The sequence below is a fragment of the Paenibacillus xylanexedens genome (assembly GCF_001908275.1).
In the GTDB taxonomy this organism is placed as follows: Bacteria; Bacillota; Bacilli; order Paenibacillales; family Paenibacillaceae; genus Paenibacillus; species Paenibacillus xylanexedens_A.
In genome coordinates, this window is sequence record NZ_CP018620.1 from 518,135 (window position 1) to 542,885 (window position 24,751).

General features: G+C 43.6%; 22 protein-coding genes and 6 pseudogenes. 12 read left to right on the top strand and 16 right to left on the bottom strand.

What is annotated here, in order from left to right:
• Positions 1–222: 222 nt before the first annotated feature.
• The gene (locus BS614_RS02140; protein WP_084174370.1) at positions 223–942 is read left to right on the top strand and encodes a hypothetical protein; all 720 of its coding nucleotides are present in this window, start codon (positions 223–225) and stop codon (positions 940–942) included.
• 202 nt (positions 943–1,144) lie between these two features.
• On the opposite strand, the gene BS614_RS02145 is transcribed toward BS614_RS02140, so the two are convergent.
• Together BS614_RS02145 and BS614_RS02150 are read right to left on the bottom strand one after the other, a co-directional pair.
• Positions 1,145–5,167, bottom strand: a complete 4,023-nt coding sequence (locus BS614_RS02145) for an S-layer homology domain-containing protein (RefSeq protein ID WP_074092781.1) — start codon at positions 5,165–5,167, stop codon at positions 1,145–1,147.
• Positions 5,168–5,395: 228 nt separating this feature from the next.
• The gene (locus tag BS614_RS02150; protein ID WP_074092782.1) at positions 5,396–6,139 is read right to left on the bottom strand and encodes an SDR family oxidoreductase; all 744 of its coding nucleotides are present in this window, start codon (positions 6,137–6,139) and stop codon (positions 5,396–5,398) included.
• A gap of 241 nt (positions 6,140–6,380) precedes the next feature.
• Between BS614_RS02150 and BS614_RS02155 the strand changes: the two genes are divergently transcribed.
• Positions 6,381–6,755: a winged helix-turn-helix transcriptional regulator gene (locus tag BS614_RS02155; RefSeq protein WP_074092783.1), complete on the top strand. Its 375-nt coding sequence runs from the start codon at positions 6,381–6,383 to the stop codon at positions 6,753–6,755.
• Between the two features lie 132 nt (positions 6,756–6,887).
• Here BS614_RS02155 and BS614_RS02160 read toward each other — a convergent pair whose 3' ends face one another.
• The gene (locus tag BS614_RS02160; protein ID WP_074092784.1) at positions 6,888–8,045 is read right to left on the bottom strand and encodes a glycerate kinase family protein; all 1,158 of its coding nucleotides are present in this window, start codon (positions 8,043–8,045) and stop codon (positions 6,888–6,890) included.
• Between the two features lie 3 nt (positions 8,046–8,048).
• Complete coding sequence (locus BS614_RS02165; RefSeq protein ID WP_074092785.1) at positions 8,049–8,483, bottom strand: Lrp/AsnC family transcriptional regulator; 435 nt, start codon at positions 8,481–8,483, stop codon at positions 8,049–8,051.
• Between the two features lie 161 nt (positions 8,484–8,644).
• Between BS614_RS02165 and BS614_RS02170 the strand changes: the two genes are divergently transcribed.
• A complete protein-coding gene (locus BS614_RS02170) occupies positions 8,645–9,112 on the top strand; it encodes a VOC family protein (RefSeq protein WP_074092786.1) in 468 nt (155 codons plus the stop codon).
• A gap of 91 nt (positions 9,113–9,203) precedes the next feature.
• Here BS614_RS02170 and BS614_RS02175 read toward each other — a convergent pair.
• Positions 9,204–9,760 (bottom strand): annotated as a pseudogene (locus BS614_RS02175) (hypothetical protein).
• 96 nt (positions 9,761–9,856) lie between these two features.
• Between BS614_RS02175 and BS614_RS02180 the strand changes: the two are divergent.
• Positions 9,857–10,774 carry a phosphatidate cytidylyltransferase gene (locus tag BS614_RS02180; RefSeq protein ID WP_074092787.1) on the top strand — a complete coding sequence of 306 codons (918 nt, stop codon included), beginning with the start codon at positions 9,857–9,859 and terminating at the stop codon, positions 10,772–10,774.
• 112 nt (positions 10,775–10,886) lie between these two features.
• On the opposite strand, the gene BS614_RS02185 is transcribed toward BS614_RS02180, so the two are convergent.
• Positions 10,887–11,465, bottom strand: coding sequence for a hypothetical protein (locus BS614_RS02185; protein WP_244898256.1), 579 nt, complete (start codon positions 11,463–11,465; stop codon positions 10,887–10,889).
• Positions 11,466–11,764: 299 nt separating this feature from the next.
• Between BS614_RS02185 and BS614_RS32055 the strand changes: the two are divergent.
• The 3 genes and pseudogenes from BS614_RS32055 to BS614_RS02200 all read left to right on the top strand — a co-directional run.
• Positions 11,765–11,932, top strand: a pseudogene (locus BS614_RS32055) (transposase); the annotation flags it as partial.
• Between the two features lie 196 nt (positions 11,933–12,128).
• On the top strand, positions 12,129–12,710 hold the full coding sequence (locus BS614_RS02195) for an IS3 family transposase (RefSeq protein WP_074092788.1): 582 nt from the start codon (positions 12,129–12,131) through the stop codon (positions 12,708–12,710).
• 15 nt (positions 12,711–12,725) lie between these two features.
• Entirely contained in the window at positions 12,726–12,956 is a 231-nt protein-coding gene (locus tag BS614_RS02200; RefSeq protein ID WP_074092789.1) for an IS3 family transposase, read from the top strand.
• Between the two features lie 963 nt (positions 12,957–13,919).
• Here BS614_RS02200 and BS614_RS32060 read toward each other — a convergent pair.
• The 4 genes and pseudogenes from BS614_RS32060 to BS614_RS31755 all read right to left on the bottom strand — a co-directional run bounded on the left by BS614_RS32060 (position 13,920) and on the right by BS614_RS31755 (position 15,112).
• Positions 13,920–14,114: a helix-turn-helix domain-containing protein gene (locus BS614_RS32060; RefSeq protein ID WP_167544365.1), complete on the bottom strand. Its 195-nt coding sequence runs from the start codon at positions 14,112–14,114 to the stop codon at positions 13,920–13,922.
• 404 nt (positions 14,115–14,518) lie between these two features.
• Positions 14,519–14,659, bottom strand: a complete 141-nt coding sequence (locus BS614_RS32515; protein WP_425320290.1) for an IS3 family transposase — start codon at positions 14,657–14,659, stop codon at positions 14,519–14,521.
• A 110-nt stretch (positions 14,660–14,769) separates the two neighbouring features.
• A pseudogene (locus tag BS614_RS32520) lies at positions 14,770–14,913 on the bottom strand (IS3-like element ISBth8 family transposase); the annotation flags it as partial.
• Positions 14,861–15,112: a hypothetical protein gene (locus tag BS614_RS31755; protein ID WP_167544367.1), complete on the bottom strand. Its 252-nt coding sequence runs from the start codon at positions 15,110–15,112 to the stop codon at positions 14,861–14,863. The gene BS614_RS31755 and the pseudogene BS614_RS32520, both read right to left, overlap by 53 nt.
• Before the next feature lie 441 nt (positions 15,113–15,553).
• Here BS614_RS31755 and BS614_RS02215 point away from each other — a divergent pair, with 441 nt between their 5' ends.
• Positions 15,554–15,952 (top strand): hypothetical protein, encoded by a 399-nt coding sequence (locus tag BS614_RS02215; protein WP_074092791.1) that lies wholly within the window; start codon positions 15,554–15,556, stop codon positions 15,950–15,952.
• A gap of 297 nt (positions 15,953–16,249) precedes the next feature.
• On the opposite strand, the pseudogene tnpA reads toward BS614_RS02215, so the two are convergent.
• The 3 genes and pseudogenes from tnpA to BS614_RS02230 form a co-directional block, all read right to left on the bottom strand.
• Positions 16,250–16,722: pseudogene (tnpA, locus tag BS614_RS02220) on the bottom strand (IS200/IS605 family transposase).
• A 192-nt stretch (positions 16,723–16,914) separates the two neighbouring features.
• Positions 16,915–17,349: a hypothetical protein gene (locus tag BS614_RS02225; RefSeq protein ID WP_017691558.1), complete on the bottom strand. Its 435-nt coding sequence runs from the start codon at positions 17,347–17,349 to the stop codon at positions 16,915–16,917.
• Between the two features lie 1,181 nt (positions 17,350–18,530).
• A pseudogene (locus BS614_RS02230) lies at positions 18,531–19,721 on the bottom strand (IS701 family transposase).
• Positions 19,722–19,827: 106 nt separating this feature from the next.
• On the opposite strand from BS614_RS02230, the pseudogene BS614_RS32525 reads away from it, so the two are divergent.
• The 4 genes and pseudogenes from BS614_RS32525 to BS614_RS02245 all read left to right on the top strand — a co-directional run.
• A pseudogene (locus BS614_RS32525) lies at positions 19,828–19,950 on the top strand (DMT family transporter); the annotation flags it as partial.
• 201 nt (positions 19,951–20,151) lie between these two features.
• Positions 20,152–21,204, top strand: coding sequence for a bifunctional transcriptional activator/DNA repair enzyme AdaA (locus BS614_RS02235; RefSeq protein ID WP_074092792.1), 1,053 nt, complete (start codon positions 20,152–20,154; stop codon positions 21,202–21,204).
• Positions 21,205–21,281: 77 nt separating this feature from the next.
• Complete coding sequence (locus tag BS614_RS02240) at positions 21,282–22,055, top strand: isocitrate lyase/PEP mutase family protein (protein WP_074092793.1); 774 nt, start codon at positions 21,282–21,284, stop codon at positions 22,053–22,055.
• Positions 22,056–22,105: 50 nt separating this feature from the next.
• Positions 22,106–22,624: a hypothetical protein gene (locus BS614_RS02245; RefSeq protein WP_074092794.1), complete on the top strand. Its 519-nt coding sequence runs from the start codon at positions 22,106–22,108 to the stop codon at positions 22,622–22,624.
• A gap of 160 nt (positions 22,625–22,784) precedes the next feature.
• Here the strand turns inward: BS614_RS02245 and BS614_RS02250 are convergent, their stop codons facing one another.
• From BS614_RS02250 to BS614_RS02260, 3 genes are read right to left on the bottom strand one after another with little or no spacing between them, the layout of a single operon-like run.
• Positions 22,785–23,483: a hypothetical protein gene (locus tag BS614_RS02250; protein ID WP_074092795.1), complete on the bottom strand. Its 699-nt coding sequence runs from the start codon at positions 23,481–23,483 to the stop codon at positions 22,785–22,787.
• Positions 23,480–24,355 (bottom strand): ATP-binding cassette domain-containing protein, encoded by an 876-nt coding sequence (locus BS614_RS02255; protein ID WP_074092796.1) that lies wholly within the window; start codon positions 24,353–24,355, stop codon positions 23,480–23,482. Before BS614_RS02255 ends, BS614_RS02250 begins: the two co-directional genes overlap by 4 nt.
• Positions 24,352–24,732, bottom strand: a complete 381-nt coding sequence (locus BS614_RS02260) for a GntR family transcriptional regulator (protein ID WP_036611682.1) — start codon at positions 24,730–24,732, stop codon at positions 24,352–24,354. Before BS614_RS02260 ends, BS614_RS02255 begins: the two co-directional genes overlap by 4 nt.
• Positions 24,733–24,751 lie beyond the last annotated feature (19 nt).

Consider the following 24,751-nt stretch of genomic DNA (forward strand, 5'->3'; position numbering starts at 1 on the left):
AATCGAGATCAGCTTAAAGCAAGATAGGAAAAGTAAGAATTCCAAAACGGTATGGGAAAAAATCCTGTGCCGTTTTTTGATACAAACAAGGACCATTTCTTAATGGACTAACGACTACGTCGCCATCGGCATTATATTTGGGCAATCGGTCACACAAAATGGGCTAATGCATAGACTGGGACTAAATAAAAACCAGATTCTTATACATTGGAGATGTGAACATTGAGTAATACAAAAAATAAGGTTAAGACTCAACAAATTCCCATGAAAAAAATTGCTCCCGTAAGCATGATATCGGAGCTCCCACCCGTCCGCGGTAATGTGAGAACTTCCTCCTCAAATCCTAAGCCCATCTACTATGAAAAAGATACATCCTCGGCTATCAATGAATGTGTGGATCGCGCTTTTCGTATTCCGACCTTTTTGAGTACAACCAACACGGTAAATGACCTGCAAGGACAATTTCTGAACCGTCTTATTGCGGAAATTGAAGATGCATTGCTCTTCCCCCGCACATTGCCCGTAAGCGAACAATATCCGGAAAATATCCTGACCAATATACGGCGCTTGGTTTTTTCGAGCTATGGCTTGCTCGCAATCAACTTCCAACGATTTTTTGTTCAAATTCTTAAATCCAATGTAGGAGGGCCACCAACAAACACTCCATTCTGGGAAGGATCTACTTTTTCTCAAATCGAGCCTGCCATGGCTTTTCAATTCGGGATTCCAATCTTATTAGTTAGAGAGACGGGAACTGACGTCAGTAATGGAATTTGGGCTGGAGGAATTACACCTCTCAACATATTTGTGGATTGGGATTCCGAAAACCAATCCGTAGAGGATTTCTTTAACAGTGTTCAATGGAGAGAGGTCTTTGCATACTGGGCTGCAGAGGTAAGGGGTAACTATTTGCTCCGAACAGAACCCCTGTTCAATAATTAAATAATTACCATGAATTCAAAGGTGTGTCGGTTGAACCTCGGGTTCGCCCTTTCTTGACCTCATAGGTATCAGAAAAAGAGCAGGTTATCTTTTTGATAACCTGCTCTTTTCTTCATTTTTTGGCTCTGGGTTTTAACTTAATGTTATTGCCTCAAAGGGTTACTTTTTACTACTTTTATTTCCTTTGCATCCTGTGAAAATACTACTTTTGCGCTGCCGCTTCGATATCTGCATATGCCCAGTGTGTAGCTGGTACATCACTGAACGTTGGCGTAGCTGCCCCAGTTAGTGGTGTGCGGTTGAACAATACATTCAACACTTTCACAGCTTCAGCACGTGTCAGCTTACTATCGGGTTTGAATGTACCATCGTTGTAACCAACCATCAGGCCAGCGGATTGCACGTATGCAATCGCCTCTGCTGCCCACAGGTCTGCGAATACATCTGTGAAGGACACTGCTGTACCATTCACGGTTGTTGCACTCGCTTGTTGCTGCGTCCAGCGATAAGCAATCGTCGCCATCTGTGCACGGGTGATCGAACCTTCCGGCGCAAATTGAGTTGCGCTCATGCCGTTCATGATACCAGCGGATTGCGCTTTTTGAATTTCATTTGTTGCCCAATGTGTCGCAGATACATCCTTGTAGCTCACGCTATTCGCGGAACTTGCTGCTTCAGTTGGAAGATTTCGAGCTAGCATGGCTGCCATCTGTGCACGTGTTACGAATGCATCTGGGCGGAAATCTGCACCAAATCCTTGGATGTACGGTTGATGTGTACCTTGCGAAACTTTCAGTCCATCCACAACAACAAGGGTGAACGTACTGAATTTTGTTACGGTAAATTCGATGCCTTCGCTGTTATCCGCGAGTTGCACCAATTTGCCTTGAATCAATTCTTTTGTGCCGTCACTATGTTCGATATAGATTGCCAGATTGTCCAATGCTTGCTGACGAGCATCCAGATCAGTTGGCAGACTGTCACGCAGTGGCAATGTGAGTGTCACTTCGCGGCTCTGCATATTCGTGTCGATCTCTACCGGACGAGCCAGTACGCGCACATTCGTATTCGGAGCAACTTGTTGAATCAACTGCTCTTTCTTCGCACGTTCTTCGACTTCTTTGCGCTCCGATTCTTTTTTCAAAGGTACAACGCGGAAGTACAAGTCTTGATCGAATCCGGCGATGGAATTCGTCGGAACGGAAATCACTACATTCTCTGTAGAGATTTCAAGTTTGAGCGAACCATCATTCAGTTCTTTTACCGCTGCTTTAGGCAGTTCAATACGTGTCTCGGACACGGAATCTTTGGTATCTGGAATAACAATGCGTGCGGTGTTCATGTTCAATTTCTTCGCTTTTTCTACCGATTCCTTGGCAATCGCTTCGGTCATTTTCACCAGATCTTTGATCGTACCGTTGGTTTCGGTTGTACGGGTAATCGGCGTTTTGGTCAGGTTGGTGCCGTTTGTTCCATTAACGTCAACCACGATCTGCTCTTGTTTCGTTGTTGGTGCAGGTGTAGACGTTACTGGTGTAGTCGTGGACGAACCTCCACCTGTGCTACCACCCGGGTTAGGCGTTGGAGTATTGCCATTATCTGTGCTGCTATCACCATTTTGTGTAAAGACAAACTTCACAGCGCGGCCTGGCAGTTCATCGCTGATTGCGTTGTAACGAACCCATACCGTTTTGTTGCCGCTAAGGTCCATTTTTTGAATGAAGGCAACATCAATCCAGTGCAGCTTATTGTCAAAGGAAATCTCCATCGTGCTGTCCAAGCCCGTTAGGGTGTTATTGATGTCATTCCCCTTCACATTAGGAGCCGTAAAGAATCGGTTAAATACATTTTGTAGATTCCCAACATCCTCGTAACTGTCTTGTTCATTTAGGACCCATTCAGCCAATTCCTTCTGGCCTTCAGGACTAAGTTCTGCTCTTTTGGATAAATCAAGAGCGCCTCTAAGATTAAATTTGTATTTGCTGAAGAATGCTTCACCTTTAATCTGATCTTTCATTGCTTTATCGAGCCATTGATCCATTCGCGGTATAGAAGTAGCTTGCTCAAATGAATCGATAGGCATAGAGAGGAGATTCAGGACAATATCAGGATCAACAATATCCCCTTTAGACACTCCTTCCAACCTTTCGAATGCAACTAGATGCAAGTAATTATATGCCAGTACACCTTTATCTACTTTGCTACGTTCCAAATGTTGTTGTCCAATGCTACGTAACACATATGTCTGCTGGTCATTAATAAAGTGATCAGGTCCATCTACCAATTGCTGTGCGAGTAGATCCAGCTTGTTCTGAAGAACACTGAGTTCCCTCTGCTCCCAAATGGATTGGGCCAGAACAGCAAGTTCCATCATATATTGAACTTGTTCTTTATTTTTGTAATCTTTATTTACATATTCAATCAGGAATCCTGCAATGAAATCTCTAACCTGCAAGGATAAAGCACCGTAACCGTTAGGTAAAGTAATACCCAGATCAGGATCTTCCATAGCTACACGCATAGCCGCTATATTACTGTTGCTCTTTGCAGTATTTAAGACAGTCAATGGATCGCTTTCGTTATCATCAGGGAAAAATTTATTAAATGCAGTCTGAATTGCATTATAGCTTACATACCCTCCGATTGGTCGGAGTTCAAGTATAAGGTCCGCTAATTGTTGCTTATACTCATCTGTTAAGGTATCGATTTCGGCAAAGTTCAGAGGGAAAGCATCCAACGGACTTTCTGGGTAATCGGAGTTATATTTCTCAACATCTTTCTGAATAGATCGGAGTTGCTCCAAAGACTCCAACACTTCTGCTTCCGTTAAGGCCTGGTTAAGATAAGGTGTTCTTTCAACAGCAGTGTCCGTGAATTTGACTACTCGGGAGATGGACTCTTTCCCTTTTAGCCTAATTGCATATCGATACTTAGTCATCCATTTGTCCATTTCGGAGGATGTGAGGTAAGTATCAATAAGTCGGTAGTATTCCCCTTCTGCATCGGGCTCCTTGAAATAATCTACTCGTTTTGCTTGCTTTTTATAAAACTCATCAAGTGCAGTTATTGCGTTTGGTCCATCAATTTCGCGAATGACTTCAAGTGCCTTCAAGGCTACTTGCACCATGAATTGGACCTGTTTATTATTCTCATATCCAGCATTCGTTGGTGGATCTATATCCAGTAAGTATATTGCGATATCCTCCTGATCTTTGACAGAAAGCATCTTGAAATCAGGCTCAGTGATGAATTGTTCATCGCGCAGTAATGCAATCATATCTTGGATAAAATCATTGCTGTTACCCCGATCTGCTTCTTTCTTCAGTTCGTTATACTTGGTCAGCGGTGTATCCTTATTAAAGAACGCATCAAACGCAGTTTGAACCTGGGATACTGTTTCATAACCGTTTTGCGGCTTATGATCAATCATCCACTGTGCAAGTTCTTCTCTCTTTTGATTATCGTCTTCAATATCTTCCATCTTCTCCATCTGAACTGGAAAAGGGACTATACTGGGGTCCATGGCACTCATCATTCTGGTCATTCGATTATGTTTCATCATGGAGTCAAGTGCTACGTTCATACCTGATAAATCATTAGCAGTATTAATTGGTCGATATTCCTCGATTAATGTTTTCATCAAAGTAAGCTGTGAAACATAAGATACAAAAACTTGTGATCTGTTTATGGAAGCTCCAAACATAGCAATATTCTTAAACAATGGCTTATCAGCACCACTCAATATGCTGTAGCCAACACTGGCCTCAACCATGTACTGCGCTTCGTCGAAAGGTAGAAAGCCTTCTGCCTGACTATACAGACCATAGATCTCATCCAAAAGGTCCTGAGCATTATCTTCATTCATAAATTTAGGGATTTTTGACAAGTTATATAACACTGAGAAAACATACTCAACTTGGCTTTGACTCTCATAATCCGTTTCCCGTGGCAGCAAAAAAATCATTCCTCGTGCCAATTCTTTCTTCTGTTCATCATTCAGCAGGTCATAAGTGGTGGAGATATCGGTCATATCTATTAAACTGCCGCTCTCCAACAAGCTTTGAACATCTGAAATAGCTACATCGATATCATCATCTGAACTTCTGATGTAGTTAAGTTGGTCCAACGGAGTAACCGGGTCAGCACTTGCAACACCACCCACGCTAACCACCTGTAATAACAAAACCGCAATTAAAAGGCAGCTTATCAGCTTTCTGTAATTCATGTACTTGATCCTCCCTGTCTCATGTTTTTTACATATAAATTCAATCCCTCTGATACGTAAGGCCTATTGTAGTGCACTGCGATAAACAGAATCTAAACAAAAAGAGTAAATAAAAGGAAAAAGATCCATCCTGTAGTATAAAAACAGGATAGATCTCAACTTTTTTCGCCATATTTCATCATTTTATTTTTAAAAAAGTATTCTTTTGGACCTATATAACTCCAGCTCTTAAATCAAGGTGTACCCGCCATCCACATACAATGTGCTGCCCGTCGTGAATGTATTGGTCATCAGATACGTAACTGTATGTGCAATTTCTTCATTGTAGCCAACCCGCTTGAGTAGAGACAGCTTCTCATAATCTTTAAAATGATCACCACGCGCCGTTCCTTCTTGCCCCTCCCGCCAGATGGTTCCGGGGGATACAACATTCACACGAACCGGTGATAGTTCCACCGCGAGTGCTTTACCCAGGCTCTCAATTGCACCGTTACATGCAGCGTAGGAAGCACCGCCATCCAATGGACGCTGGCTGAATCCACCAGACATTAAGGTGATCGAGCCGGAAACTGAAAGAGACGGCGCAGCGTATTTAGCCGCAAAGTATTGGGGCCAGAACTTGCCTTTGAAGCAACTCTCTGCTGTCTCCCGATCTGAAGTCAGTGGTCCTCGAGTGTAGGCTGCTCCTGGTGTGAAGAGATGATCGAACGTTCCGATTCGGGCGAAAAATGCTTCGAGTTGCTGTTCATCCTGATTGTCCAATACATGAACTTCCACCACCGTTTCTCCAGCGATGCCTGTGCCCACAGCCTTCGTAATATGTTCCCTTGCTTCCTCCAGTCTGGACGCCGATCTTCCTGCAATAATCACATCCGCACCTGCGGCAGCTGCCTGAATTGCCGTAGCCAGTCCGATGCCCGAGCTCCCTCCGATAACAACGACCCTTTTATTCTCCAATGTATACTGATTCATCTATGATCATCCTCTCATCTCCGGTGATGTAAGTGCTTGTGCTCTCACGTTGTGTTCATTATTCATGAAATGAAGGACGTTGAATAGTACGCATTTACATCGTACCTAGTACGAATATTCGTACTATTGGGACGGGATTACGAGGGCTATCCCCCCTCTTTTCACAGAGTCGATCAAGCAGAGATAGAGAAAATCCGGTATGATGGAGATACATATAGACATATAAATCGAGGTGTTTACTATGAATTTACAAGAACCAAGGTTACAGGGAGTACTGACAACACTGGAGACCATTAATGGGAAGTGGAAACCCCTTATCTTGTTTATTTTATTAAAGGAAGGTACGAAGCGATTCGGTGAACTACGACGCATGATTCCTGATGTATCTCAGGGCACGTTAACGAAACAACTGCGTGAACTGGAGCAGGATCAAATTATTGTGCGCACGCTCTATGGTGATGTTCCACCAAAGGTAGAATACAGCCTGTCCGAACACGGCCAGACCATCGGTACGTTATTGGACGGCATGTGTGGTTGGGGCAAAGCACATCTGAACTACCTGAACAGCACACAAGGTGCCATCAAGGGTAAAAATAACGCGAACGAAGCGACCTGAACGACAACTATACAATGGAACTTCACAGCAAAAAAAACGAGAGACAGATCACCTGATATCAGGCATATCCGCATCCCGTCTTTGTCACATCACATTCCAATCCGGCCCCATACGATCCCGATGGTCGCTGACCTAAGAAAGTAGACCCAGCTTCAGTACTCTTGCAATATTCTCGGCGGTACGTTCCACATTCTCCGGGCCTTCTCGCAACAGTCGTTCCAGATTTGCTGCCCCAGGCACAATACCAAATATGGCATCAATGCCTTCCGCGTAGAGGGTGTCGATCCCTTCGCCCACACAGCCTGCAAGAGCAATCACAGGTTTACCCACTTCCTTGGCTGCCCGAGCAACACCATAGGGGGTCTTGCCAAATTTCGTTTGGAAGTCAATACCACCTTCGCCCGTAAATACCACATCCGCAGTAATCAACTTTTCACGCAACTCAGTATATTCAATGACAATCTCAATCCCTTTACGTAACACAGCCTGTGTAAAAATCAAAAGTCCCGCGCCCAACCCTCCAGCCGCTCCGGCTCCTTGTACATCTCGGATATCTTTATGAAGTTGCTGTTTCACCACATCTGCATAATGGGACAGATTCGCATCCAGCTGTTCAACCATCTCTGGAGTAGCCCCTTTTTGTGGTCCAAACACCCTTGATGCGCCATGCTCCCCACATAGGGGATTGGTCACATCACAGGCCACAATGAACTCCACTTCTTGCAAACGCTCATCCAGACCAGATACATCAATCTGAGCCAGTTGATCCAAAGCCCCGCCCCCACGCGCAAGCGGCTGACCCTCTGCATCCAGAAACTTCACACCAAGCGCTTCAGCCATGCCAGCCCCACCATCGTTGGTCGCACTACCACCAATGCCAATGATGATCTTGCGTATGCCAAGGTCCAGACATGCGCGAATCAACTCGCCTGTTCCATAGGTTGTCGTCCGGAGCGGGTCCCGGGTCTCCTTGGTAACCAAGTGAATGCCGCTGGCCGATGCCATCTCGATGGCCGCCGTTGTTCCGCCACCCAGAATGCCATACTGTGCAGTGACTGTCTGACCCAATGGTCCGCTGACCTCTTGCTGGTGAAGGACACCGCCGGAAGCGTCCACAAGGGACTGCACCGTACCTTCCCCACCATCTGCCATAGGTACATGAATATAGCGTGCCGTCGGGTATATTTTACGCAAACCTTTTTCCATCGCGATACATACTTCTTTTGCTGTCATGCTTTCTTTGAACGAATCCGGTGCCAGAACAAATGTCTTCTCTCTAGTCTCTCTCATATCTTAAAGGAGAACACGGTTTTCCATAATATTTTTCATGCTGATATGGGATTTGGAGGGTCCCAGCTTCACCAGTGAATCCTGAAATTCGGCAAGTTCTTCAATGGACGCCGTCTGTACCTTGATCAGATAGTTATACTCACCGCTAATCCGATAGACATCCGTGACTTCGATGGCCTGTTCACAGAACTGGACCAATTCGTCGCAATGCTCTGTTTTGAGTAAAATAAACGTCGTGGTTCCACGGTTCAATTGTGCCAGATTATAGATGGTCGAATATCCCGTTATTACACCTCTCTCCTCCAGTTTCAGAATTCTTTCCTTAACCGAAGGTTGGGACATGTTAATTTCTTTGCTTATCTGTGCAATGGGGATACGTGCATGATGTTGCAGCAAGCGCATAATCTGCTGATCGATTTCATCTATCATGTGTTCCATTTGTAAGACCTCCGAGTCGTCGACTTATTTAATAAGGTTTTTCTAATGAATTAGCTAAAAATAGTTAGATTTCATCTCATTATATCCTTTGATATTGTATGGTTCCAATGCGATATCAACCCTATAATTTAGAATACAATCTGAAAAAGGAGCGATGTAATGTGAGTGTTATTGGACTTGCACATGTAGCCATTCAGGCTCGTAATTACGAAGATACTCTGGCGTTTTATACAAAAGTATTGGGATTCAAGGTCGGTCACTCCTGGAGTTTGCCTTCCTTTCACATTACCGAGGCATGTATGCTGATCTCTCCGGATCAGCGCACCTGTATTGAGGTATTTGACCCAAAAGCCGTCATTCCCGCCGAGGGTGAACCTGCCACCTCTCCTGAAGCGGTCCGGCACGGCGCACTGTTACATTTCGCCTTTTACGTGCATGATGTAGAAGATATCTATCAGCGAGCGCTCGCCCATGGAGCCAAGGCCTACGTTGAACCGGATTGGATATCGCTTGGCGAACCTGCACTTCGGGTTAGAAATGCGCTCGTCCACAGTCCGAATGGTGAAGTGATCGAATTCCTTGAAGAGGTTGATTTTGACCGATCCTCATCCTCACCATCATCTATATGAAGTACACAAACAGCCTGTTGCCTCGTCATTCGTGGCAGCAGGCTATTTCATGGTTCGATTTCCTTGGCAAGCATCAGCACACACACCTACCCTACTCTTGCTCTGCATTCCCCAGCGTATACTCGCTTAATTTCCCTTCATAAACCAGTTGCAATCGTTCACTCTGGCGAAAATCATCCGGTGTCACCAGCGCAGGCAGCTTGTTCCACAGTTTGATTCCCGAACGCTGTAGAATCTCGGCTACAAATTGGGAGCAGAAGTAGGAGTTGCTGAACTCCACCGGCTCCTTGAGCGTAATGCCGATCACGCCGAGCAGATTGTACATATATTTCTGGCGGCTGCGGATGAAGATGTGCAGCACACGTTTCATCTTTTCCACTTCCCGATCCGTCACCTGAAGCTTGTATATGACACATGTGGTATTGGGATACTTGCTGTATGTACCTGTCTGAATATTTTCCTTCACAAAGCGCCGCCATTCAGCGGATTGCTCGGATGCTTGCGGCCGAAGCTGTACAGCTCGGTTAACTCCCGGTCAAATGAGATCGATGCGTGATTATATGGCGCTCGGGTATAGCTTTGAATAACCTTAGTAAACAGCGTTCCTGTATTCGTAAGCAGGATATAGATGGAGCGTTCATCTGTCATAGCAAAATTTCCCCTTATCAAGTTGGCACTATTCCTTCATAATAACATAGGTACCCTATAATGGAATCTTACTTTGAATAAGCAGGTGATCGGTACGTGAGCAGTTCACTCTTTACACTAACGTTAATCTTCACAGCTTTACTTGTGATACATATCGTGTACAAAATTATTGCAAAACTTCAGCCAAGCAAAGACTATTCAGGCATCGGCCAAAAAATCAAAACCTGGTGGGGTATGTTTGTGATCTTCTGCCTCGCTACCCTTTTTAACCCCATCGTGTCCCTCATCTCCCTTATGGTGCTTGCATTCTTCTCACTTAAAGAATACTTCTCCATGATTCGCAGTACACGCAAAGCCGACCGCAGGCTGTTCCTCTGGGCCTATCTGGCGATTCCGGTTCAGTTTTACTGGATCTACATTGGATGGTATGGCATGTTTATCGTGTTTATTCCACTATATGTGTTCCTGGTGCTGCCCTTGCCACGCCTGATTAACAAAGGTACGGTCGGTTTCCTGCGCAGTGTCAGCTCCACACAATGGGGATTGATGCTGATGGTGTTTGGGCTGAGCCACCTAGCCTATTTTCCATTTGCCACACCGGAGTACGGGTCCAAGCTGATGTTGTTCCTGGTCGTGTTAACACAGCTTAATGATGTGGTGCACTATCTGGTCTCTCTCTATCTGGGCAAACGAAAAGTGGTGCCTACCGCCAATCCTTTTGTCACCTGGGAAGGGTTCGCGTGTGCATTTATTGTAACGACAGCAACGTCTTATTTTATCCATCCCTACCTGACGCCATTTGATTGGAAATTCTCGCTGTTCATCGGGGTGTTGATCAGTCTGGCCGGATTCTTCGGCAGTCTGACGGTGTCTGTACTGAAGCGCGATCTGTTAATTGGAGATGACAACAAGTTCGATTCGCTCAAAAAAAGCTACCTGAGCCGGGTCGACAGCCTGACCTATACCTCGCCGGTTATGTTCCACGTGGTCCGTTATTTCTTTGACTTTATGTAGCAACAGAACAGATAGTTCGGCGATCTTGTAATCATGTATGTCAAAAAAAGCAGCCCAAGTGGCTGCTTTCCCTGTTCAACAGGCTCCAGACGGAGCCTTCATGATATGTCTGCTACTTCAACGTAATTTCTTTCTCGGACATGATTTCGTTCCCCTCATCATTGGTGAAGACAAATGTCGCTTTGCCGCGCTCACCCTTCATCTCATCCGAGTAGATAAATCCAGAGAATTGTCCATTACCGCTAAAGTAAAACCCCTCTTCACCATTTCCACCATGTTCAATGGCTTCCTGTAGCGAATTCACAATCGTCACCGTGTTGGACGTCCATCTCATCTCCGTTAGTGTATATCCCTTCGGAACTTGTTTAATTCCAAAATCAAAGCTGTTACCCTCGCTCGGTTTCTCGGACTGGTCAATGACGATATCAATCTGCTCCGACGGTTCCGTGGATTCCGATTGCGCCGTAGGCTTGCCCTCATTACCACTCGCACTACCTTGATCATTGTCATTCTTCGCATCCGCATTTGGAACAGAGCTTTCCCCAGCTTCCTCTATGGGTTGCTTCGATTGTGGATAGGCATGCTCCTGAACCGATTCATTATTATTCTTGGCACCACAGGCACTCGTCAGCAGCAAGATACATAAGGCAGATACCCAGAGCACAGATGTATTTGTATTGAATTTCATCATTGGAACTCCCTCCATGTTCATCTAAAGTAATAAGCATGATGCATTAATTCCAAAGAACGCTTTGCACTCAGCACCTTCTTTAGTAATCACTACACCCTATCGTCCCTCATAAAGATCCATAATATTATGTAAATACCTCAAAAAGTTAATCATCATCGTGAAATACAGCAACCACTACCAAACTGTTCATTAAAAATTTGCATGGTTAAACAGACTTTAAAGTAACCTTGGAGCTAGAATAAAAAGTGGACACCCATTAACGGACAGAAGGATAATAAGACTAACGGAGGTGTGTCCACATGGGAGAACAACGGCAACGATACGATGAAGAATTTAAAAAGCAAACGGTCAAGTTTATTCAAGAACAGACGAAGACACTCAGTGATCTGGCGGAAGAGCTTAACATCCCGAAAAGTACGTTACATCAATGGACGAGCCAATATCGTGAGCTCAAAAACGAACCTGCTGCCAGTATGGACCGAGTTAAGGAACTTGAAGCAGAGCTGAAAGAGATGCGTCGTATACTCCAAGAGAAAGAACATCGACTTGCCGATACGGGAGAGGAACTGGCTATTGTAAAAAAGCGGTGCACATATTCAGCAAACCAAAGAACTGAGATTCCAGTTCGTGGAGAACCATCGCTCCGAGTTCCACTTGGAGAAGATGTGCGAAACCCTGCAGGTCTCACGGAGCGGGTACTACAAATGGCGCATAAACAAAACAAGCATGCAGCAGCTTCGGAAATCTCAGATCATGAAGCGAATTCAGTACCATTTTTCCGAACACAATAAGCAATATGGTAGCCTCAAAATTACTCGGTTGCTTCATCTGGAAGGGTTTAAGATTACCGAACGTACGGTGAGTGTGCACATGCGCCAAATGAAGCTCCGTTCCGTCGTTAGCCGGATGTATCGTGTCCAGACCACGGACTCCATGCATAACCATCCGGTCGCACCCAACACGCTGAATCAACAGTTTAAGAAGCTCAAACCGAACACCGTCTGGGTTACAGACATCACATACATCCCGTGCCGAGGAGGACGCTTGTATCTCCCCAGTGTCCTGGATTTGTGCACGCGTGAAATTGTGGGTTGGCGTTTATCGAACCATATGGAAACTAGCTTGGTGCTGGATGCTTTAAAAGCTGCTTACACTGCCAAACGATCTGGTCAGGGTTTGCTCCATCATTCGGATCGCGGGTCCCAATACACATCCAAAGAATACGTTGATCAATTAAGTGTCTAAGGTACGTAATCCAGCATGAGCCGTCGAGGAAACTGTTACGATAACGTCTGCATCGAGTCTTGGCACAGTATTTTGAAAAAGGAACTCATTTACTGTAATCCACGCTTTAAAACACCGGAAGAGGCCTACATGGCCATCTACCAATACATTGAGTTTTATTACAACCGCAAGCGAATGCATGGCGCACTGGGGTACCTTTCCCCTGTCCGTTTTGCACAGCAATTTACCGAAAAATCCGTAGCATAGGTGTCTACTTTCTTGACAGAGGTCCACCTATTCCTCTATGTTCATTATCAAAGCAAGTAGTGATCCCTTCTTTAAACTTGATTTGATATCCTCTTTCAGCTTGGCTGCTTTATACCGTATGAAATACATAATCATTAACGTCCATAAAAAACACAGTACATCAGGTACAAAACATACATAATCGGGAAATATAAGATAGGTTGTAACTGGTTGAGGTATGGGGTAATTTCTGCATATGACCATCGTAATTGTAGTTATGGAAAAATAGAATTCATTATGGATGCTTTATCTGAAGAGACCACTTGGGTGGCTGCTAATGCTCTTAATCGTACATCAGAAGTACTTTGCCCAATCTGTAAAAGTAGACTTGGTTACTTTCCGGAAACTACTGAAGATAATTATGATGATAATTAAAAACCTCCGCTAAAGGCGAAGGTCTGAGGCCCACCATGGGCCATTAGTTAATTACATTTATTACCTAATGTACTTTTATCCTAAACAGACAAATTAGTCAACATTTTTTTCGTTTTACTTGATGCATATCTTCTAAGGATTGGATCGCCATTTCTATTTCTTCATATGCTTGTTGACGGATATCTTCTCTTGATTTTTCGACTCTATTCGAAGCGTCCCTCTGCTCAACAGCCTCCACCCAGTTCTTTAACAAATTATTTCTAGAGGTAGAAGCAGGTAGGATGTATGGGGCTCTTCTTATAGGTCGAGTTAAATGATTAAATTGAAGTTCAGGATCAACTAATATTGGTAAAGTATCCGAAAAATAAATTCTATGAGATACTGCACATTTCAGGTCAAGCTATTGTATAGTTTCACACCTCGTCCCAATCAAATACTTCTTTCAAAATATTAAGTGCTATTCTTTGCTCTTTCTCGTTTCTTTTTAGCAGTATTGCATGGATTGCCAGAATATCCTCGCTGTCTTATTTTTTTCCTAAACTCATAAGGTCAAAAACTCAATTTCAGGACATTCCAAATCTTTATGATAGTCTCTAATGTGACGTTGCTTTCACCGCGCTCAACTCTACCGACAAAGGAGAAAGATGAGCCTATTTCATCGGCTAAGGCTTGCTGTGTTAATCGCTGTTCAGTTCTTAATTTCCTTATGATAGCAACAATCTGTACAGCCATTGTTTGATTCATATAAGTCATCTACTCCTCTTAATAAGAAGTGTAGACAATAGCTGATAGGTATTATAGCCACCAAAAGATCCAAAATTTTTAAATACTGTCCCTATAAGCATCATTGGTTATAATGTAAATATATTAAAAAATAAAAAATATTTTGTAGATATATAGTTTCATAATCAAACTTCTCTATACTAAATTAATTTTACATTAAATTATTGGGTATATTTATAATTAAATGGATGATATTACTTCTTGGCTACAATTAAGAGACTCCTTTTAGTGAATTAAATCTATTTTATGGAGGCGTTAGCAGTGGAGAATCAGAACGCTATAGACAGTGGGGTTTATTTGCTGTCGGATCATGTAAATGTTTGGTCATAACCCATTCAAGTAGATAATAAAAAAAAGAAGTTTTATTAAGCGGCGACTTTTTCTCGGAATTCAATCGGGGAGAGGTCGCCCAGTTTGTTTTGGAAAAGTTCCCTGTTGTAAAATAAAATATACTCCGTAATTTGGCTCCTTGCTTGCTCCAAATTCTGAGGTTTCTCCAAATACAACTCTCAGTCTTTAAGTGGGAGAAGAACCACTCAATACAAGCATTGTCATAGCAGTTCCCACGCTGACAATGGCTCCCTGTGAGCTTTTTCTCTTCAAGTAACTTCGCATAACTCTGTGTTGTATACTGAAACCCCTGGCCCGAATGGAGCAAGAAAGGTCCACACTTCAGTTTCTTCACCGTGTCTGTCACCAGTTTTAAGTCATTTCGCTCGGAGAGTTTCCAAGCTATAATTTCGTTGTTGTTCAGATCCATCACAACCGAGAGCTAAGCAAAAACCTTTCTTTTCTAAACCGGTTCGCGTACCGAAATAAGGACGAATCCGGTAGATGCCTAAAATATGTGCTTTCAGAACCGCATCCCGTTCTGCTCGTTTCTCTTTGAGGGCGATATTCTTCTTCCATTTGTAGTAACCTGCACGCGAAATTTCAGCAATTTTACACAGCCAGACCACAGGTGCCCACTTGCTTATTTCTCGACCGGACTGGGCACCGAGCTTCGAAATCCAGCTTCCCTCTCCGTGCAAATTTGGATTGAGCTTTTGTTAGATATTCTACCTGCACTTTCAGATAAGCATTTTCTTCTTCTGCACTGCCCGAATCGAATTTTGCATAATCCAGATCTAAAAAGTTCAGACTGGTACTTTTTTACTATATCATTAAATGTAATATATGTATAAAATATGATTGAATAAAAAAATATTATATAAGAGGATTTATGTTTCTATAATTAAAAAAATTGTAAATGTTTAGCCTCTTACGATCTTAATTGATAGACAACACAAATAAGGGCACTCCGTTACGGAACTACCTCTACGGAAACAGGAATGTATAGACATGTAATTTGAAATAAAGGCGGAATAATTACAAATATCTTTAATAAGGAGTGCTTTATCGTGAATCTTAAGTCCGTTTTCAAAGGAGTAGTGTCATCTGCTCTTGCAGTTGGTCTAATTGCTGGAACTATTATTATACCTGCTTTTGCGGAGTCGACTGAAAGTTCGTCGAAAGATTATGCAGCTAAAAGTGGCAGTTATTCAGGAACTGAATTTCAGGCTACAAACCCATTAAAAAAGAGTAATGGTGCAAAAGTAAACTTCTTTATTAAAAATAATGGGGATGTAAGCGTAAGAATCACAATTAATGGAGATCAGAAAAGAACTCTCGCACCAGGTAAGAGTGGCCACATTAGTGCTCCAGTTGGTTCCTTAAGTAGCAAATATAAATTTAAAGCCGTACCAACGCCTAATGGTGGTAAAATTAGTATAGACTATCGTATTGCTCAAAGAGATTAAAATTGATGCTTAAGATATTTTTAGTTTTTTATAAGGCTCCTGAATCCGAGATGGTAATCTGGTAATTCGGTGCAGACATAGAGTAAAAAAAAGATTACGTACTAGACTTGAGGAGCTCATGCAAAATGCTCATAGATGAAAGCCAGGAAAATAAGTACCTAAATTAGTCATAACCACCGGCTTAGCCGGTGGCTTCCATCAGCCCTATAAGGGCATGGTACTAGCTTGCGCCTAAGAAGGCGCACTGAAAGTCTGCCAACCGCGAGCGGTTCCGGGCTTGCCCCTAAAAGGGGCTTATTATTTGCCTTTTTTCACAGACTCACCCTTAAACGGGTCCAATAGTTCTTTCATGGTCAGCTGTTCGTAGTTCTTATCCTCCGCTAGCTGATTCCGAATGTATTCGGCGATCACTTTCTTGTTTCTTCCTACCGTGTCCATGTAATATCCTCTGCACCAAAACTGTCGATTGCCATATCGATATTTCAGATTGGCAAACCTATCGAAAATCATCAGCGAGCTTTTCCCTTTTTGGATAACCCATAAATTCCAGACACACTCAGTTTTGGCGGAATACTCACCAGTATGTGTATGTGATCGACACAAGCTTCCGCTTCCAATATTTCTACACCTTTTCTCTCGCATAACTCTCGAATGATCTTCCCAATTTCCCTTTTCAGTTTCCCATAGATCACTTGTCTTCGATATTTAGGCGCAAATACAATATGATATTTGCAGTTCCATTTCGTATGTGCTAGACTGCTTTTGTCCATCTTTCTCCCTCCTTGATTTCATCCGTGCGGTTGGCAGACCGGCACTCATTTTATCATGAAGGTCAAAAGATGGACTACTTATAGCTATAAGCTTTCCGGAACCCCCAGTCGAACTGGGGGTTTTCTTATACAAAATAAAAGCCGATTTCCCTTAACTTACAGGAAATCGGCTCTTCTATTTATGGAGTTTCCTCAGTCTCTTTGAGCAATCTTATATTCTATACTAATATCACCACCATTAGGCGTTGCTGAAGCTTTAAATTTATATTCGCTAGCGAAGACACCAACTGGAGCACTAATGTGGCCACTCTTACCTGCTGCGAAAGTGGCTTCAGAACCTCCATTAATTGTAATTTTTACGCTTACATCCCCAGTATTCTTAATAAAGAAATTTACGTTTTTCCCATTAGCACTTGATAATTTGTATGAAGTCGAAAATCCTGTTCCTGAATAAGTGCCACTTGAAACATCCATGTCATAAGGTTGAATTACTCCTCTTTCAGTTGCATAATTTTCCGACAAACTTTCAGTCGACTGCGCAAAAGTCGGTAAAGTACTAACTCCAGTAATTAGACCAACTGCAAGAGCAGATGACACTACTCCTTTGAAAATGGACTTAAGATTCATGATATAATTCCCTCCAGTAATATTATACTATACATCCATATTTTAGATGTATATCACATACAATAACATAGAAAAATATTCCTGTAAATACTTTGTACACTCTATTCTTGACTCGTTTCGTTAAGAGAGTGGACAGATAAGTTGTATTACAATTTCTGAGATAAGGGCATAAAAAATTGTTTAGATGCCCACCTTTCTATACAGATAATACAATAACCAACATTAGGAAAAAGTTTTATTCCAAATGGGCCCGACTACTAATATCTGATTGTCATTTAGCTTTTGTACATACGCAAAAGAGAGACTCTGTTTTTGCTGGGCCGGTAGGGATTTATAAGCTTTAAAAAGGGAAAGATCCGTAATATGATCTTCTAGATTTTGGGGTGCAGATTTTGAATTATAAACGGTAAGTAAGCTGGATTCTAGGTTTTCATCGTTGTTTAAGGTCAGAGGAAATCGGTTTCCTTCATTCGTCTCTTTTTGTCATTATTTACAGAGTTATAGTATATAAGATTGGCTATATACGTGATAAAATGACGATTCAATTCATTATCCGTTTTCAATATAAGCCCTCTGTCCTTTTTGAAGAGATCGCTCCTACCTTATAAAGAGAAATGAATTTCTTTTTTTACAAAAAAATCCTAAAAAAGAGAACGTGTGAACCGGGAGATAGCTGAAACGTGGGAACAAAGGAAAAGAAGCTTAGTGTTAACTAAGCTTCCTTGAAAACAGCGATTTATTGGGGTTTTGATTTTTGTTATTTCTCTTAGTCTTTCTTTTCTATGCTTTCATACAGTTCCGTCAAATAATGAATATAGCTTATTATTCGTTTGGACGTACCGATATACCTCCGCAGTGTCTCTACCGAATTAGGTGGAAAGATACTTCCCCCCTACACACCAAAAACACTTACGTATACGTAAGTGTTTTATTTGAAACATAAATAATTTATGTCTAACAGTTGTTGTGCCGCAGGGTACGGCAAATGGTTTTCTGTTCTACCACAATTAATGTGTAGCGTTTCGTCTCGATTTCGTTCGTGATGACATAAGCCATATGTGGATTGGAATAGACACTAAAGAATATGCGATAAATGTCAAATTGAATGTGGTATTACCTATTAACTGCACTTGGCAATTATCGCTTTAAATATTTGTGAGTTAAAAAACCTGACAGTATCCCTATGCGATTCTGAGCCGCGTTTTAATTTGGTCTAATGTGGCCTCGCGCTGAGCTTGGTTGTAAATATATTCAATCATGTCGTGCTTTTTCTGAAAGCGGTAGCCATGTATCCCGTAAATTAAGCTTCCATGGTTACGATACGTACAACACAGTGCAGCAAACAGAAGCAGAGTCAAGTAACGGTCAATGGCCTTTGCCTAGCGAACCTGGTAACGATCCATGGCCAGCTGAACTTTCGCCGTACGAAAATAGGTTTCAATGGCCCAAAGTTTGCTGTAACAGCTCAATATTTCTTCATTACTCAGGGAAACATCTGTACTTAGAAAAGCTTTCATCTGCTTGGGACCAAAGTTTTCTCCCTCGGTCCAACACAGGAGCAAAACGGAGTTTTCTACCAAGTTAAGCTTGCCCTCATAGCGATATATCCGGTAAGCGGAGGAACCGATGGTCACTAGATCGGTGTCCGATTTCGAGATGTACGAAGCAAGGCTTTGGAGCGATTGCCGGATGCCTTGCGGATAGAAAATGCGGTTCGTTTTCAAGCCGCTAATGACGTGAAATCCACGCTTCGCACAGGTTTGAAGTACGAAAGCAGATGGATACCACGAATCCAGCAGGACGTAGGTTCGGCAGGAAGACATCGGGACGGCCTGAATCATATCACCCGCGAGTTCGATTTTACTTTCTCCTTGTGGGTCGTAACGCGCTGTGGCAAAAGGAAAGACCTGATCCCCTGATAGAAGTAGCGTTTGAACGACAGCGTGCCCGTAAACATGTCGCCGCTTGAGGTGAGAATGTTGAAACGAAGCCCCTTGAATCGTGTGTGTAGCCTGTGACGAAGGCTTGGTTTTTTCACACAAGGTGTCATCCAGAATAACAAACATGGGACTACATTCTCGCCGAGCGCACGCCTCAGTTTGCTGAAAAGCGACACGTTGAACCACGCGTTTCAAGTAAGAAGCATCCCAGTTCCCATGAGTTAAGAAATGACTCAATGTCCGGCGATCTCTCTCTTGAAGGCTTTCGCGGTGAATATCCGTTAACGTTCCTGTAAAACCGGTGGAAAGCATCCCATCCACGAAGTGCTTGATGTGGTGAAGAGCAGGTTTGGAGAACTATAGCGGAAGTTTCCACTCGCCTAACCGATTGTTCCAGTGCTTTTCTTGTGATAAAGTAGACGTATGAGACATATCTTGTTCTCCTCTGCGTGGGGTGGTTGGTGGTACTTCTATTTTACGCAGAGAGTCAAGTGTGTCTCTATTTACATTTCATTGAACTAATTTTGGGCAAGTACAGCTATTAAGTAAGGGTGGCCCAGGGAAGACCAGTGCCTTCCTGTTTCTCACTCCATTCTTCGGTGGGTTATGCATATTCCTGGCGTTCTTTCTGGTAAACTGGACGTGTACCCAAAAGCGATAACAATCCAATGATAAAAATGATGAAATAAAAATATTCATGCCTGATTTTCGGCGATGCCATGTGCATCGTTTTTTTATAATCAATTTACAGTGAACCTACAATATACACGCTAACGGGGAATGTGAACCCAGTCGTCTTGACACAGTGTAATTTATGGTTCGTTTTGTATTGATACATCTATTGAAGTAAGGACGTGCCCCCATGATTTCTGCTGATCTGAAGGAACAATATTACGAGGCGCTTGTGGCCAAGGATTCGGAATACGAGGGTTTATTCTATGTTGGAGTCCGAACCACGGGTGTGTTCTGTCGTCCCACATGCCCTGCGCGAAAGCCAAAATTCGAAAACTGCGAATTCTATGAGACGGCTCAGCAGGCACTTCTGGCCTCTTATCGCCCTTGCCAGCGCTGTCGCCCGCTTTCTCACCCCAACCAAGTATCCGATGTCGTTCGCATATTAGTGGAAGCTGTGGAGAACAATCCGGAGAAACGCTGGAAAGGACAGGATTTCAAGGAACTCTCCATCGATGAATCCACGGCGCGCCGACAGTTCAAGAAGCGGTTCGGCATGACCTTTGTGGAATATGCTCGCGCTCGCCGCATGGGACTTGCCCTGAAAAATATTCGCTCCGGCCGCACCGTGATTGATAGCCAATTATCTACCGGATATGAGTCAAGCAGCGGCTTCCGCGATGCCTTTTCACGGATCATGGGCGCCGCCCCTACACAAGTCGATGAAGGACATATCCTAAAAGCGTCCTGGATTGACACCCGCCTTGGCCCGATGATGGCCATTGCAGATGAGGAGTCGCTATATTTACTGGAATTTGTGGACCGCAGAGGTCTGGAGCGCGAAGTTGAGCGTCTGCGCAAACGAACCAAATCAGCGATTGTACCCGGCACTACAGCTCCCATCCAGTCCATTGAACGTGAACTAAACGAGTACTTTCAAGGTATTCGGACAGCATTCGACACACCGTTGTTCTGTTTAGGAACACCATTCCAAAAGCGTGTGTGGGACGAGTTGCTGGCCATTCCGGCTGGTGAAACGAGGTCATATCAGGAGATTGCAAATGCACTGGGAAAACCGACTGCTTGCCGAGCTGTTGCACAGGCGAATGGGGCCAATCAGCTTGCGATTGTGATTCCATGTCACCGTGTAATTAATGCCAGTGGCGAACTGGGTGGATATGGCGGGGGATTAACTCGCAAAAACTGGCTGTTGACTCACGAGAAACAAAAACAGGGTAGCTGAAAAACAGAATGAAGTAATGAAGTACGCATCAAATGTCCACAGGAATGCATGATATAACAAAGGAGAGTCAACATAATATGAGTACCTTAGAAGAAAAAGCAGCGTTGTTCCAACAATACCATGTGAAAGGAAAACCACTTGTTCTGGTCAATGTGTGGGATGCCGGAAGCGCACAAGCCATCCAATCCGCTGGAGCAACGGCCATTGCTACGGGAAGCTGGTCCGTTGCTGCGGCCCACGGTGAACGCGATGGTGAAGCCATGCCATTCCATCTGGTACTTGCCAATCTGGCACGGATTACAGCGAGCGTGGATCTACCTGTAACGATCGATATAGAGGGAGGGTATGGGAGGTCTGTGTCAGAAGTGAAGCGAAATATCCTGCAAGTCATCGATCATGGTGCTGTAGGAATCAACATGGAAGATCAACTTCCCGCTGGCTTGGGATTGTACACTGTGGAGGAGCAATGCCCGAGATTGTCCGCCGCCCGGGAAGCTGCGCAGCAGGCAGGCATCCCGTTGTTCATTAACGCCCGCACAGATATTTTTCTGCAACATGCACCTGAACACCATAACCACTCTCTCCTGGAGGAAGCACTTATACGTTCGAGCCATTATGCAGATGCAGGAGCCAGTGGTTTGTTTGTACCCGGTTTGCAGGATCACCGACTGATTCAGGAATTGTGTGAGCGTTCACCGCTGCCAATTAACGTTATGGTTACTTCTCCTGATCCTTCACCAAAACAACTTGCCGCACTAGGTGTTGCACGCGTAAGCTATGGACCTTATCCTTATCTGCAAGCTATGGAACACCTAAAAGAACTGGGGAGAAACATTTTATCGGGAAATTAACAGGAGGGCATGTTATAATCACCTCTATTGAACATTTACAGGAGGCAATTATGCTTAACGTGGAACAAAAGCTAGAAGTGCTACAATCGTATCCCCAACTGCAACGCAAAGATGTTTCTCTCGGTCGAGTTAATTTCCACTACGAGGATAGTGCGTATGATAAAAAAATTGTTGCTCTCCATATTCACCCTAACGGTAACGGTTATATCTATGCAGGACTACTGCCTAACTATGAGACCGATGCTAAAGGATTTGTCAATATTCGTGATTACTCCGAAGCAGATCTGCGCACATTGTTAGATGAAACGATCCAAGCGATGTCTCACAATCCCAACGCAGTTGAATTCGAAGAGCCAGAACAAGTAAAAGCTGCTGCTCCTGCATTGTCTACAACCTCTACGGGTGGCGGAACGTGGATCGATGAAGAGGGACATACGCTGACTTTAAAATACGAAGATGACATGTGGTATGTGTATTCCGGTGTTAATCTGGATATGGCTTTTGAGTCGCGTAGCGAAGCCGGCGAGTACCTCAAAGACGAAGGATTCAAACCGCAGGCTCAGGCTTAACTCATACACATTTCAGTTTGGAATTCCGCACAAAGATTGTTGAATAGGTATATTCAGTGATTTAATATGATACAAAAAACACGAGGCGTGTTCGCACTCGTGTTTTCTGATTTCGGAGATTTCGCTTAGATTCCTTGAGTTCCTTTATAACTGTTTCCTGTCAGTCTTTTTTGGATTTCATGGTAAGCGGTGCATTCTTCATCATCGGGTACGTAGACAGAAGTAGCGCACCACCAATACACCCCAGAACGGTAAACAATGTCATCATATTCACACTCGCAAACCACTTCATCCACTCCCCAAAATCTGCGAAGACAACGATCAGAGTGATCATTAGGCCTACCCCAAAGAACATAATGAAGAAGTTACGCATCCCCAAGCGCATCCAACAAACCGTCGGGAAGACAGAGATTCCCAGTACAAGAAAGCCGCACATCAGATCGATCCACAAGTAGGATAAAAAATGATATTCGCTTGAATACAACATGCCCGGTTGATAAAGGGTTACGTCAACAATTCCTTTTTCCTGAAGCAGGTGTAAGAGGAAGTACGCCATATGCAGAATGATCATGGTCCCCGCAACCATCCATACCGAATTCATATAGAAGGATTTCATGAATTGAATTCGTGTACTGCCCATTCCAATCGCAACCGGAAACAGTGTAATAATTCCCCCGATTGCAAACGTACATATCCCTCCGTACATGGGACCAAACAGTTGCGTAGCATACGAGACATCAAATATGAAGCCAATGGCCAGATATACAACGGCGAGCATTAGAGCGATGGATGAAAATATGCCCAGATACAAACGCATATCATCACGAATCAGTCGGTTCGTACCTTTTACTGCGTTCATGGTTTAACCCCCTCTTGATTACGGGTCCTGTTAACCAAATAATCTTGTAATGACGCTTTCTCAATGGAAAGACCCTGCGAATGAGCGATATCCTTCCACATTTTCGAGTAGGGCTCATCAATCATTACTTTCACAGTCGATCCCATCTGGGAAGACTCTATAACTTTAACACCTGCTGTGACTCGGTTGATATCATCAATTTCCCCTGTTAGAAGAACTCCTTTTTCGCGCATCTCTTCCATCGATTGATTTAACAATACCTCTCCGTTTTGCAAAACGATAAGGGACTCACACAAAGGCTGAATCTCCTCAATATGATGGCTGGATATCAGAATCAGACGCGGGTTATCTTCATAACTTTCCAGTAGCGCATTGTAGAAGAATTTACGCTTCTCCGCATCGAGTCCATTGGTGGGTTCATCGAGAATGGTTATCTTTGCATTACTGGCAAGACCTAATATAATCTGGGTGGCAGTCTTCATGCCTTTCGAAAATTTAATGATCTTTTTCTTCTCCGGTAGTTCGAACACATCGATTAAACGTTCCGCCAACTCCTGATTCCAATGCGGATGAAAATATTGCCCCATTTGAACCATGTCACTAACCGTCCAGTTTTTCCCCAGGGGATGATTCTCCTGGATGTAGCACAGATGCTCTTGGGCAGCCAGATTATTATAGGGGTCTTGACCCATGATCTGAACGGTTCCACTGTCCGGGCGGTTATGCCCTGCCAGTAAACTCATCATGGTTGTTTTACCCGCTCCATTTCTTCCCCAGATTGCACTAATGATTGGCTCACTCTCATGTAGCGTAACCTGCTTCAGAACAGGCGTCTTCTGGTAGCTGTAGTTGACCTGCTCCATATGAATCATAACTCACTCTCCTTATCCTTCTTGCCGCGAATCAGATCAATGATCATGTCTTCATTCATGTGAATCCGTCTGGCTTCTTCAAGTAAAGGCTTGATGTATTCTTCATAAAAATCTTGCTTCCGTTCAACGAGCAATGCTTCTCTTGCTCCCTTTGCAACAAACATTCCAACACCTCGCTGTTTGTATATAATCCCCTTGTCCACGAGCTCCTGCAATCCTTTGCGGGCTGTAGCCGGATTGATATTGTAGAAGCGTGACAGTTCATTGGTTGAGGGAACCTGTTCTTCCACCTTCAATCTGCCTTCCACAATATCGTCCATAATCATCGTAGCAATTTGATGAAAAATAGGCTGAGATTCATCCAAAGTCGATTTCATGTGCTTCCAACTTTCATAC